Here is a 12,706-nt window from a genome sequence, read left to right as displayed (position 1 = left end):
CCAAGAATTAGAGAGACCCGAACCCATGACGCCTTCCACCGCGCAGTACCTCGTTCCCGGCCTGATCGCCGCCGCCCTGGCCGGTGCCGCCCTGCCCGCCCACGCCGAAGAGTCGGGTTTTGTCGAAGGGGCCAAGGTCAACCTGAACCTGCGCAACTTCTACATAAATCGCAACTTCACCAACCCGACCAAGGCCCAAGGCAAGGCTGAAGAATGGACGCAGAGTTTCATCCTCGACGCCAAGTCCGGCTTCACCCAGGGCACCATCGGGTTCGGCATGGATGTGCTCGGTCTGTATTCGGTGAAGCTCGACGGCGGTAAAGGCACAGGCGGTACGCAACTGCTGCCGCTGGATCACGACGGTCGCCCGGCGGATAACTTCGGGCGCACCAATGTCGCGTTCAAGGCCAAGCTGTCGCAGACCGAAGTGAAAGTCGGCGAGTGGATGCCGGTGTTGCCAATCCTGCGTTCGGACGACGGTCGTTCGTTGCCGCAAACCTTCCGGGGCGGCCAGATCACGTCGAAGGAGATCAATGGCCTGACGCTCTACGGCGGCCAGTTCCGGCAGAACAGCCCCCGCGATGACAGCAGCATGGACGACATGTCGATGACCGGCAAAGCGGCGTTCACCTCGGACCGTTTCAACTTTCAGGGCGGCGAATACCTGTTCAACGAAAAGCGCACCCAGATCGGCCTGTGGAACGCCGAACTCAAGGACATCTACAGCCAGCAGTTCATCAACCTGACCCACAGCCAGCCATTGGGTGACTGGACCCTGGGCGCCAACCTGGGTTTCTTCTACGGCAAGGATGACGGCAGCGCCCGTGCTGGCGAGCTGGACAACAAAACAATGTACGGCTTGTTTTCGGCCAAATACGGCGGCAACACCTTCTACGTCGGCCTGCAAAAACTCACCGGCGACAACGCCTGGATGCGGGTCAACGGCACCAGCGGCGGTACCTTGGCCAACGACAGCTACAACTCCAGTTACGACAATGCCCAGGAGAAATCCTGGCAAGTACGCCACGACTACAACTTCGCCGCCCTGGGCGTTCCGGGCCTGACCCTGATGAACCGCTACATCAGCGGTGACAATGTGCACACCGGCACCATCACCGACGGCAAGGAATGGGGACGTGAAAGCGAACTGGGCTATACCGTGCAGAGCGGCGCGCTAAAGGACTTGAACCTGAAATGGCGCAACTCGACCATGCGCCGCGACTACAGCAACAACGAGTTCGATGAGAACCGCCTGATCATCAGCTACCCGATCAGCCTGTTGTAAACACAAAACAAATGTGGGAGCGAGCTTGCTCGCGATGGCGGTGTATCAGGCGACATCAATAGTGAATGTGCCGACGCTATCGCGAGCAAGCTCGCTCCCACAGGTTGTTCACCGTTACCGCTTACTCCCGCGATTCAACCCCCAACTCATCCCACACCGACTCGGCCAAGTGGAACGTCGCATTGGCTGCCGGAATCCCGCAATAGATCGCGCTCTGCATGATCACTTCCTTGATCTCGCCACGGCTCACGCCATTGTTGGCGGCGGCGCGCAGGTGCAGTTTGAGTTCGCCCTCGCGGTTCATGCCGATCAGCATGGCGATGGTGATCAGGCTGCGGGTATGGCGTGGCAGACCCTCGCGAGTCCAGATGTCGCCCCAGGCGTGGCGGGTGATCATTTCCTGGAACTCCGAGTTGAACTCGGTCAGGGTGGTCAGGCTGCGGTCGACGTGAGCATCGCCCAGTACCGCGCGACGGACTTTCATGCCTTCGTCGTAACGTTGTTTCTCGTCCACGGAATATCCCTCAACGAGCCTTCAGAAAGGCCAGAACACATTCGCTGAAATCAGCGCCAGCCTGCACATTGGACAAGTGCGCAGCGTAGAACTCGGCGTACTCGGCGCCCGGCACATGCTCCTGAATGAAGTGCCCACCCGACGGCGGCGTGACCGCATCCTCAGTGCCGGCGATCACCAGCAGCGGCGCCTTGATCGAGGACAACTGATCGCGGAAATCGGCATCGCGCACAGCTGCGCAATTGGCTGCGTAACCTTCTGGCGAAGTCGCCGCCAGCATGTCGGTAATCTGCTTGGCCGCCGCCGGGTTGGCTTCGGAGAAATCCGGGGTGAACCAGCGGGCAATCGACGCATCGCGCAGGGCAACCATGGCCGCCTGACCATCGCGCAGCACCGTTTCGATACGCGGGTTCCACACCGACGGATCGCCGATTTTCGCTGCGGTGTTGCACACGATCAGCTTGTTCAGTCGATCGCCGGCGTTGATCCCCAGCCACTGGCCAATCAACCCGCCCATGGACAATCCGCAGAAATGCGCGCGTTCGATGTGCAAGGCATCCAGCAATGCGAGCACGTCGCGGCCCAGTTGCTCGATGCTGTAAGGCCCCGGTGTCACCAATGACTGGCCATGGCCGCGGGTGTCGAAACGCAGCACGCGAAAATGCTCGGAGAATGCCGGGATTTGCGCATCCCACATGTGCAGGTCCGTGCCCAGGGAGTTGGACAGCACCAGCACCGGCGCATCGACCGGTCCATCGAGTTGGTAATGCAGTTCGCCCTCGGCGAGTTGTACAAAAGCCACAGCAAGTCTCCTTCAGGCAGTCAATGCAGAATGTTCAGCCACCGCCCTCTCGACCCAGGTTTTGGCCTGGCCGAGGTAATGGGCAGGGTCCAGCAGATGATCGAGCTCAGCCGCCGACAGTTCGGCGGTCACTTGTGGTTCGTCGCCGAGGACCGCACGCAGGTGACGTTGTTCGGCCACGGCGCGTTTGCAGCATTGCTCCAACAGATGATGCGCGGTATCGCGCCCAACCCGCTGCGCGAGGACGATGCTCACCGCTTCGGCGAGCACCAGGCCCTGGGTCAAATCGAGATTGCGCGCCATGCGCTCGGCATCCACTTCCAGCCCTTGGACGATCAACAATGCTTGATGCAGGCTGCCCGACACCAGGCAGCAGATTTCCGGCAGGGTTTCCCACTCGGCATGCCACAGACCGAGGCTGCGCTCGTGCTCCTGGGGCATGGCGCTGAACAGCGTCGAAAGCAAACCGGGTACGCGAGTCGCCGCGCCGATCAACACCGCCGCGCCCACCGGATTGCGTTTGTGCGGCATGGTCGAGGAACCGCCCTTGCCCGGCGCCGAAGGCTCGAACACTTCGGCGGCCTCGGTTTGCATCAACAGGCTGATATCACGCCCGAGTTTGCCGAGACTGCCGGCGATCAGGCCGAGCGCAGCGCCGAACTCCACCACGCGATCGCGCTGGGTGTGCCACGGCTGATCGGGCAAGGTCAGTTGCAGTTCTTCGGCCAGCGCTTGGGCAATCGGCATGGCCTGTTCGCCAAGGGCCGCAAGGGTTCCGGACGCACCGCCGAATTGCAGCACCAGCAGACGCGGCTTGAGTTCGGCCAAGCGTTGGCGACTGCGGGTCACCGCCCCCAGCCAGCCGGCGACCTTCATGCCGAGGGTGACCGGTGTCGCATGCTGCAGCCAGGTGCGTCCGGCCAATGGCGTGGTCGCGTAGCGCTGGGCCTGGGACGCGAGTGTCTGCCCCAGTTGTGCCAGGTCGCTCTCGATCAGTTCCAGCGCCCGGCGCAGTTGCAGCACCAGGCCGCTGTCCATCACGTCCTGGCTGGTCGCGCCCAGATGCACATAGCGCTCGGCTTCGGCATCGGTGGCCGCGATCTGCTTGCCCAGCGCCTTGACCAATGGAATCGCCGAGTTACCCGCCGTGGCAATGGCCTCGCCCAACGTCGCAAAGTCATAAAGCCCGGCGCGACAAGCTGCTTCAATCGGCGCGACAGCATTCGACGGAATCATCCCGACCCGTGCTTCGGCCCGGGCCAATGCCGCTTCGAAATCGAGCATGGCCTGGACCCGACCCTGATCGCAGAACACCTCACGCATATCGCGGGCCGTGAAATAGGCATCGAACAATTGATTGCCCGGTCGCTGGTTCATAAACAATTCCTGGAGGCGCGGGCCTGCGGTCCGCGCGTGAAGATCAAAGGTCGTGATGCAGATACTTCGCCTGTTTCGGCAGACGCAGGCTGAACAGGAACGCTATCGCCATCATCACCGTCACGTACCAGTAGAAGGAGTTTTCCATGCCCACGGCCTTGAGGCTCAAGGCCACATACTCCGCCGAACCACCGAAAATCGCATTCGCCACCGCATACGCCAGGCCGACACCCAATGCACGCACCTCGGGCGGGAACATCTCGGCTTTCACCAGGCCACTGATGGAGGTGTAGAAACTGACGATCGCCAGCGCCAGGGTAATCAACACGAAGGCCAGAAATGGACTTGTCACGCTTTTCAGGCTCAACAGGATCGGCACGGTGCACAGCGTGCCGAGGGCGCCGAACCAGAGCATCGAGTTACGCCGGCCGATCTTGTCGGCGAGCATGCCGAAAATCGGCTGCATGCACATATAGAGGAACAGCGCGCCGGTCATGATGTAGCTGGCGGTCTTGGCCGGCATGCCGGCGGTGTTCACCAGGTACTTCTGCATGTACGTGGTGAAGGTGTAGAAGATCAGCGAACCACCGGCGGTGTAACCCAGTACGGTGATGAATGCGGTTTTATGGTCGCGAAACAGGGCGCTGATGCTGCCGGCGTCCTTGTTTTCGCGCATTGCCTTGCTGGTGGTTTCTTTGAGCGAACGACGCAGATACAGCGAAACCAGCGCCGCCATGGCACCCACTACGAAGGGTATCCGCCAGCCGTAGGCACGCAGGTCATCTTCGGTGAGGAACTGCTGCAGGACCACCACCAGCGACACCGCGAGCAATTGGCCGCCAATCAGGGTCACGTACTGGAACGAGGCGAAGAAACCGCGCTGGCCCTTGAGCGCCACTTCACTCATGTAGGTTGCGGTAGTGCCGTACTCACCGCCCACCGACAAGCCTTGCAGCAAACGGGCGAACAGCAACAGGATCGGCGCCCAGACCCCGATGCTGCTGTAGGTCGGCAGGCAGGCGATAAGCAGCGAGCCGAAGCACATCATCAGAATCGAGATCAACATCGAATTCTTGCGCCCGTGCTTGTCCGCCAAGCGCCCGAAAATCCAGCCACCAATCGGCCGCATCAGGAACCCGGCGGCGAACACGCCAGCGGTATTGACCAGCTGCACGGTGGGGTTATCGGACGGGAAAAAGGCCGGTGCGAAATAGATCGCACAGAAGGCGTAGACGTAGAAGTCGAACCATTCAACCAGGTTGCCGGACGAGGCACCGACAATGGCGAAGATCCGCTTGCTGCGTTCTTCGCCCGTATAAAGAGCTATAGGCGCTGTGGGTGTTGTCATTGTTTTTTCACTCAATGGGGACAGTGAGAGTCTAGACACACTTTGCAACACTCCCGTTCCGCAGATGTTTCAGCGAACACACATCCCTGTGGGAGCGGGCTTGCTCGCGAAGGCGTCGTATCAGTCGATATCAATGTTGTCTGATACACCGCTTTCGCGAGCAAGCTCGCTCCCCCAGTTTTTTTGCAGTGTTCACTTAATAGTCGAAGAACACCGTCTCGGCATCGGTACCCTGCAGAATCACATTCCACTGATAAACACCCGACGCATCCTTCTTGGCCAGCAAGGTGCTGCGGCGCTCGGCCGGCACGCACTCCAGCAACGGATCGTTGACGTTGGCCGCCTCGCCTTCAAAGTAGATCCGCGTCAGCAGGTGCTTCACCAAACCACGGGCAAACACCAGAACGACAAGGTGCGGTGCCTGGGTCGTGCCTTTGAGGCCCTCGACCGTACCGGGCTTGATGGTGGTAAAGCGAAAGCGTCCTTCGGCATCCACCGGCACCCGGCCAAAGCCTTCGAAGTTCGGGTCCAGGGGTTTGTCCTGGTCGTCTTCCGGGTGGTCATACTTGCCGGCGGCGTTGGCCTGCCAGACTTCCAGCATCGCGTCGTTGACGATGTCGCCATTGCCGTCGACCACTTGCCCGGTGATCGCCACGCGCTCGCCCAGGGTTTGTTCGACGGTCAGGTTTTCGCGGTTCAGCCAGGTCAGGCCGATGTGGTAGTACGGCCCGACGGTGTGGGACGTGGTCGCAGTCAGCGTCATCTTATTTCTCCATCGGCGTGGCGTCGCGGCCGCGCAAAACGATGTCCCAGCGATAACCGAGGGCATAGGAAGGGATGGTTTTTTCCAGATCGAACGTCGCGATCAAGCGCTCTTTGGCGCTGGTATCGGGTACGCAGTTGTAGATCGGGTCGTACGCCAGCAGCGGGTCGCCCGGGAAATACATCTGCGTCACCAGGCGCGTCAGGATGCTCGGCCCGAACAGCGAGAAATGGATGTGCGCCGGGCGCCAGGCGTTGTGGTGGTTACCCCATGGATAGGCGCCGGGCTTGATGGTCTGGAACTGGTACCAGCCATCGGCGTCGGTCACGGTGCGGCCGGTGCCGGTGAAGTTCGGGTCCAGCGGTGCGTCGTGCAGGTCGCGGGCATGGGCGTAGCGACCGGCGGCGTTGGCCTGCCAGATCTCCACCAGAATCCCCGGCACCGGCAGACCGTTTTCATCCAGCACACGGCCGTGGATGATGATGCGCTCACCCTGAGGCTGCCCCTCGTGCTGGGCGGTCAGGTCGTTATCCTTCTCGTTGATGCGCTCGGCGCCGACGGTAGGACCGGTGATTTCCGACAGCGAATGCGGCAGGAACACCAACGGCTTGGACGGCGAGCGCAGGTTGGTGGATTGATAGGTCGGGTGCAGGTACTCCGGCTGGGTGCCTTCCTGCGGGCGACGGTAACCAGGCTTGTCAGTCATGAAACATTCCTCAGTTCTTAAAAGTCTTCAGAGCGCGTCAGACGCGCTCGATCGCCAGGGCCAGACCCTGACCGACACCGACGCACATGGTCGCCAGACCTTTCTTGCCACCGGTTTTTTCCAGCTGATGCAATGCGGTCAACACCAGCCGCGCGCCGCTCATGCCCAACGGGTGACCCAAGGCAATCGCGCCACCGTTCGGGTTGACCTGGGCCGCGTCGTCCGCGATCCCCAGTTCACGCAGCACCGCCAGGCCTTGGCTGGCGAAGGCTTCGTTGAGCTCGATCACGTCGAAATCGCTGACCGCTACACCGAGGCGCTCGATCAGTTTACGCACCGCCGGCACCGGGCCAATGCCCATTACCCGCGGGGCAACACCGGCGCTGGCCATGCCCAGCACTTTGGCACGGGCAGTCAGGCCATGTTTCTTCACCGCTTCGGCCGAAGCCAGGATCAACGCGGCGGCGCCGTCGTTTACACCCGAGGCATTGCCGGCGGTGACGGTCTTGTCGGGGCCGTTGACCGGTTTGAGTTTGGTCAGAACTTCCAGGGTGGTGTCGGCGCGAGGATGCTCGTCCTGGCTGACCACGGTTTCACCCTTCTTGTGGGCTATGCGCACTTCAACGATTTCTTCGGCGAAGAACCCGGCGGCTTGTGCGGCGGCCGTGCGTTGTTGACTGCGCAGGGCGAACGCGTCCTGATCGGCGCGGGACACCTTGTAATCGTCGGCCACGTTGTCAGCGGTCTGCGGCATCGCATCCACGCCGTACTGGGCCTTCATCAACGGGTTGATGAAGCGCCAGCCGATGGTGGTGTCTTCGAGCTTCATGTTGCGCGAAAAAGCGGCATCGGCCTTGCCCATCACGAACGGCGCACGGGACATCGACTCGACACCGCCGGCAATCGCCAGCTCCATCTCGCCGCTGGCGATGGCGCGGAACGCGGTGCCGATGGCATCCATGCCCGAAGCGCAGAGGCGGTTGAGGGTCACGCCGGGAATGGTTTCCGGCAGGCCAGCCAGCAGCAGCGCCATGCGCGCCACGTTGCGGTTGTCTTCACCGGCCTGGTTGGCGCAGCCGAGGAACACCTCGTCCACCGCGTTCCAGTCCACCGACGGGTTGCGCTCCATCAAGGCCTTGATTGGCACGGCAGCCAGGTCGTCGGCACGCACCGTCGACAGGCCACCACCGAAACGGCCGATAGGGGTACGAATCGCGTCGCAGATATAAACGTCACGCATCACGCTTCTCCGGGGGCTTGGCCGTGTGCGGCAGCGGTACGGGCTTCGAGGTCGCGCAGCGCGGTCAGTTCGACTTCAGTCGGCTCGGCGGTTTGCTCAACCTGGTCGGCAAAGCGAATCGCCCAACCGGTGGCAGCAACCACTTGCTCGCGGGTCACACCCGGATGCAGTGCAGTGACCACGAACTCATGGGTACCGGCTTCCGGCTCCATGATGCACAGATCGGTGATGATCCCCACCGGTCCGGCGCCTGGCAGACCGAGACGCTTGCGCGAATCGCCGCCCTCGCCGTGGCCGACCGAGGTAATGAAATCGAGTTTGTCGACAAAGGAGCGCGACGACTGCTTGAGGATGATCAACACGCTCTTGGCGGAACCGGCAATCTCCGGCGCGCCACCTGCACCCGGCAGACGGACTTTCGGCGCGTGGTAATCACCCACGACGGTGGTGTTGATGTTGCCGAAACGGTCGACCTGCGCCGCGCCGAGGAAACCGACGTCAATGCGCCCGCCCTGCAGCCAGTAACGGAAAATCTCGCCGGTCGGCACCACGGTGTCGGCGGTTTCCGCCAGCTCACCGTCGCCAATCGACAGTGGCAATACACTTGGCTTGGCACCGATCGGGCCCGATTCGTAGATCAGCACCACATCAGGCGAGGAAGTCAGGCGCGCGAGGTTGGCCGCTTTCGACGGCAGGCCGATGCCGACGAAGCACACCGAGCCGTTCTTCAGGCGACGGGCAGCGGCAACGGTCATCATTTCATTGGTGGTGTAAGTCATTACTTCGCCTCCGAAGCGGCGGCCAGTTTGGCCTGGAACTCGCTGAAGTCAGCGCTGCCGTGGATGTATTCGTTGATCCACGCGGTGAAGGTTTCACGGTCGCGGGCAATCGGGTCCCAGGCCTGGTAGAAGCGGTTGTCGCGTTCGTTGTAGCCGTGGGCATAGGACGGATGCGCGCCGCCAGGTACGTGGCAAACCGCGCTCAAGGCCCAGGTTGGCAATACACAGGAGTTCATCGGTGCATTGAGGTCGTCGACGATTTCCTCAACGGTGACGATGCAGCGCTTGGCCGCCAGCGCAGCTTCTTTCTGCACGCCGAGGATGCCCCACAGCAGCACGTTGCCCTTGCGGTCGGCTTTCTGCGCGTGAATCACCGTGATATCCGGACGCACCGAAGGCACTGCTGCCAACACTTCGCCGGTGAACGGGCAGGTCACGGATTTGATCAGCGGGTTAACCTTCGGCAAATCGGAACCGGCGTAGGCACGCAGCACCGCGAACGGCAGGCCGGATGCCCCGGCGACGTAGGCGTTGGCCAGGTCGGCGTGGCTGTGTTCTTCGATTTCCAGCGCGTGGGGCCACTGTTTCTCCACAGCGTCACGCAGGCGATGCAGTGAGCCGACACCCGGGTTGCCGCCCCAGGAGAAAATCAGTTTGCGGGCACAACCGGCACCGATCAACTGGTCGTAGATCAAGTCAGGGGTCATCCGCACCAGGGTCAGGTCTTTCTTGCCCTGGCGAATGATTTCGTGACCGGCGGCCGTCGGGATCAGGTGAGTAAAGCCTTCGAGCGCGACCGTATCGCCGTCGTTTACGAATTGCTTCACCGCGTCGTGCAGCGAAAGGATTTCAGCCATTGGGGCAGGCTCCCGTTTATTGTTAACCGACAGTGGAAGAAGGCGCCGATGCGCAGCGCCGGAATGACTGAAGGTTAAGCTTCTGAAAAAGGCCAAACAATCCGATAATCGACTGAGCGTTCGATTATCGAACACATTGTTGCTCGGCTAACAATCCAGATCAAAAGCTTCGCGAGCAAGCCCGCTCCCACAGGGATAGGTGTGATCCTTGTGGGAGCGGGCTTGCTCGCGAAGAGGCCCGCAACAGCAATAAAGAACCCGAGTGATGGCCTCAGGTCGCATCCGCATGACTGACCATGCCCTTGATCACCACAGCCGTCGTCGCCAGCGCCGCTGGAATTACCAGCGCCGTCAGTACTTGCTCGAAGTTCCAGCCAAGGCCCAGCAACGTCGCGCCCATCCACGCCCCGAGGATGGCGCCGAAGCGGCCGATCCCGAGCATCCACGACACGCCGGTGGCCCGCCCCTGAGTCGGATAAAACCGCGCAGCCAGTGACGGCATTGCCGATTGCGCACCGTTGACACACATCCCGGCCACCAGCACCAGCGTCGCCAACAGCGCGATGTTGCCCAGGCTCTGCCCTACCGCGTAGGCAAACACCCCGGCCAGCAGGTAGAAAGTGCCGATGACCTTGTGCGGATTGAACCGGTCCATTGCCCAGCCCACGCCCACCGCACTCAGCACGCCACCGAACTGGAACAGCGCGCCGATGAAAGCGGCCTGCTCCATGCTCGCGCCACTGTCACGCATCAGCGTCGGCAGCCAACTGGTCAGCAGGTAAACGATCACCAGGCCCATGAAGTAGGTCAGCCACAAGAGCAAGGTGCCGGTGCTGTAGGTGCCGGAGAAGATCACCGCGAACACATTGCGCGCCTTCACGGTTTTCTGTTCCGGCACACTGAAACTGGACGCCTGGGCCACCACCGTCGGGTCAATCGGCGCCAGTGCCTTGCGCACTTTGTCCGTACCGCGGTTGCGCACCACCAGGTAACGCGCCGACTCAGGCAGCCAGAACAGCAAAACGACGGCGAGAATCAGCGGCAGCACTCCACCGATCAGCAGCAGGCTGTGCCAGCCAAAGGCCGGAATGAGCTTGGCCGAGATAAATCCGCCGCCAGCCATGCCGAGGTTGAAGCCGCAGAACATGCTAGTCACCAGCAGGGACTTTTTGCGCTCAGGGGTGTATTCCGACAGCAGGGTCGTGGCGTTCGGCATGCCGGCGCCTAGACCCAGGCCGGTCAGGAAGCGCAACACCAACAGCTGATCGACATTGGTGCTGTAGGCCGAGGCCAGGCTGAAGGCACCGAACAACAGCACCGCGCCGACCAGTACGACTTTTCGCCCGAAGCGGTCAGCCAGAGGGCCGGAGCCCAGTGCGCCGAAGACCATGCCGATCAACGCCGCACTCATCACCGGGCCGAGACTGGCGCGGTCGATACCCCAGTCCTGGGACAGGGCCGGGGCGATGAAGCCCATGGCCGCGGTGTCGAGGCCATCGAGGAAGACAATCAGGAAACACAGGATCACCACGCGCCACTGGTAGCGCGAAATGGGTTGGGCATTGATGAAGGACTGCACGTCGAGGCAGTTACCTACAGCAGACTGAGGCTGGTTCATTATTTTTATCCCACGGATCGCGGTCGAACGATGTCAGCAGATGCCGACGAAGCCGCGACAGTAATGATCCGGAGGAAACAGCGTCAATTCGATAAACGCGACTCTGTGCGTTTATCGAACGGCTTAGGCAAACAACTGGGCGCTGAGGTCGCGGCTGGCGCTCAACAAACCGGGCAGGAAACGCTGTTCCAGTTCATTGCGGCTGACTCGCCCGGCGTGAGTGCTGACATTGAGGGCCGCGACCACCTGCCCGGAAGCGTCGTACACCGGGACGGCAATCGAACGCAGCCCTTGCTCGAGTTCCTGGTCGACGATGCACCAGCCTTGCTGTCGCACCTCTTGCAGGCATTCGAGCAACGCCTCGGGGGTGTGGATCGTGCGGCTGGTCTTGGCTTGCAATTCGGCGTGGTCGAGGTATTCGCCCAGCGAGGTGTCATCCAGCGCGGCCAGCAGGATCCGCCCCATCGAGGTGCAATAGGCCGGCAAGCGCCCGCCCACCGACAGGTCCACCGAAATCAGCCGCTGGGTGGTCGCGGAGCGCGCGATGTACAGAATGTCATCGCCCTCCAGCGTGGCCATGTTGCAGGCCTCGTGCAGTTGCTCGCTCATGCGGTCCAGGTAAGGCTGGGCGGAAACCGCCAGCGGCGTAGATGACACATAGGCATGGCCGAGGGTCAGCACTTTGGGCAGCAGCGAATAGGTGCGGCCGTCGGTGGTGGCGTAGCCGAGCTTGATCAGGGTGTGCAGGCAACGACGCACGGCGGCGCGGGGAATTTCCGTGCGGTGGCTGATCTGGGCGATGGTCAGGTGCCGTTTGCGCTCCTGGAACGCTTGCACCACGGCCAGGCCGCGGGCCAGGGACGTCATGAAATCCGGGTCGCCGGTCAGTGCCTGGATCCGTTTGGCAGGTGAGGCAACGATGGGAGGAGCCACTGAAGCGAAGGAATTGCGCATTTGATCGTTCATACAAGGTCCTTTTACCCATTCGGATCAGCGACTATTACAAAGGGTGAGCCTGGCGCTCAAGCCCGGCCCGCCAACTCCGTGCGATTATCGAACGCTCGACCGATAATCGCAATCCGTTGTGTAGATCAACCCCCATGCGCTGATGTCCGGTTTTCGCTGACTTGCGCCCCCATGTTTACGCCGACTCGACACAGGACTTAATGGGGCAATCCAATTACCGTAACTTGCCTGATTTAATGGCGTCAGAAAGGCATCGCAGCAATGCGGTATCCGTCGACGTTCTAGTTAATCGCAAAGTTTCGAGCAACAAAACGGTCACACACCAAGATTCACTTTTAACTCTTTGGAGATAGTGTTCTTCAAATCGGCCGCTATAATACAATTCAGTAGCGCTTCGGTTTTTTACTTGCCGAACCCGCTGCCCGGCCAGGCGATGTTCCATCGCCGTTGC

At 61.4% G+C, this 12,706-nt stretch carries 12 protein-coding genes; 1 reads left to right on the top strand and 11 read right to left on the bottom strand.

All coding sequences use genetic code 11. The annotated features are described in order from the left end of the window. The first annotated feature begins 25 nt into the window (after nucleotides 1-25). Nucleotides 26-1,285, top strand: coding sequence for an OprD family porin (locus KGB29_RS02985; protein ID WP_150812957.1), 1,260 nt, complete (start codon nucleotides 26-28; stop codon nucleotides 1,283-1,285). 121 nt (nucleotides 1,286-1,406) lie between these two features. Here the strand turns inward: KGB29_RS02985 and pcaC are convergent, their stop codons facing one another. The 11 genes from pcaC to pcaR all read right to left on the bottom strand — a co-directional run bounded on the left by pcaC (nucleotide 1,407) and on the right by pcaR (nucleotide 12,255). Further along, nucleotides 1,407-1,799, bottom strand: coding sequence for a 4-carboxymuconolactone decarboxylase (pcaC, locus tag KGB29_RS02980; protein ID WP_008016493.1), 393 nt, complete (start codon nucleotides 1,797-1,799; stop codon nucleotides 1,407-1,409). 10 nt (nucleotides 1,800-1,809) lie between these two features. Continuing rightward, a complete protein-coding gene (pcaD, locus tag KGB29_RS02975) occupies nucleotides 1,810-2,601 on the bottom strand; it encodes a 3-oxoadipate enol-lactonase (RefSeq protein WP_150812956.1) in 792 nt (263 codons plus the stop codon). Nucleotides 2,602-2,613: 12 nt separating this feature from the next. Next, nucleotides 2,614-3,978: a 3-carboxy-cis,cis-muconate cycloisomerase gene (locus KGB29_RS02970; protein ID WP_150812955.1), complete on the bottom strand. Its 1,365-nt coding sequence runs from the start codon at nucleotides 3,976-3,978 to the stop codon at nucleotides 2,614-2,616. A 43-nt stretch (nucleotides 3,979-4,021) separates the two neighbouring features. Beyond that, entirely contained in the window at nucleotides 4,022-5,326 is a 1,305-nt protein-coding gene (locus KGB29_RS02965) for an MFS family transporter (protein ID WP_090453557.1), read from the bottom strand. A gap of 196 nt (nucleotides 5,327-5,522) precedes the next feature. Then, on the bottom strand, nucleotides 5,523-6,089 hold the full coding sequence (pcaG, locus tag KGB29_RS02960; RefSeq protein ID WP_102672182.1) for a protocatechuate 3,4-dioxygenase subunit alpha: 567 nt from the start codon (nucleotides 6,087-6,089) through the stop codon (nucleotides 5,523-5,525). Nucleotide 6,090: 1 nt separating this feature from the next. After that, nucleotides 6,091-6,795, bottom strand: coding sequence for a protocatechuate 3,4-dioxygenase subunit beta (pcaH, locus tag KGB29_RS02955; protein ID WP_057716089.1), 705 nt, complete (start codon nucleotides 6,793-6,795; stop codon nucleotides 6,091-6,093). A gap of 37 nt (nucleotides 6,796-6,832) precedes the next feature. Beyond that, on the bottom strand, nucleotides 6,833-8,038 hold the full coding sequence (pcaF, locus tag KGB29_RS02950) for a 3-oxoadipyl-CoA thiolase (RefSeq protein WP_191626086.1): 1,206 nt from the start codon (nucleotides 8,036-8,038) through the stop codon (nucleotides 6,833-6,835). Continuing rightward, nucleotides 8,035-8,814, bottom strand: a complete 780-nt coding sequence (locus tag KGB29_RS02945) for a CoA-transferase subunit beta (RefSeq protein WP_102672185.1) — start codon at nucleotides 8,812-8,814, stop codon at nucleotides 8,035-8,037. The genes pcaF and KGB29_RS02945 overlap by 4 nt, the downstream gene beginning before the upstream one ends. Next, complete coding sequence (locus KGB29_RS02940; protein WP_008054173.1) at nucleotides 8,814-9,671, bottom strand: CoA transferase subunit A; 858 nt, start codon at nucleotides 9,669-9,671, stop codon at nucleotides 8,814-8,816. Before KGB29_RS02940 ends, KGB29_RS02945 begins: the two co-directional genes overlap by 1 nt. Before the next feature lie 271 nt (nucleotides 9,672-9,942). Next, on the bottom strand, nucleotides 9,943-11,289 hold the full coding sequence (locus tag KGB29_RS02935) for an MFS transporter (protein WP_057716092.1): 1,347 nt from the start codon (nucleotides 11,287-11,289) through the stop codon (nucleotides 9,943-9,945). A gap of 123 nt (nucleotides 11,290-11,412) precedes the next feature. Continuing rightward, complete coding sequence (gene pcaR, locus KGB29_RS02930) at nucleotides 11,413-12,255, bottom strand: pca regulon transcriptional regulator PcaR (protein WP_057716093.1); 843 nt, start codon at nucleotides 12,253-12,255, stop codon at nucleotides 11,413-11,415. Between the last annotated feature and the right edge of the window lie 451 nt (nucleotides 12,256-12,706).

The organism is Pseudomonas sp. BF-B-30 (assembly GCF_019956305.1).
Taxonomy (GTDB): domain Bacteria; phylum Pseudomonadota; class Gammaproteobacteria; order Pseudomonadales; family Pseudomonadaceae; genus Aquipseudomonas; species Aquipseudomonas jessenii.
The sequence above is the reverse complement of the archived record's forward strand: the minus strand, read 5'-3'. Positions and strand labels throughout refer to the sequence as shown.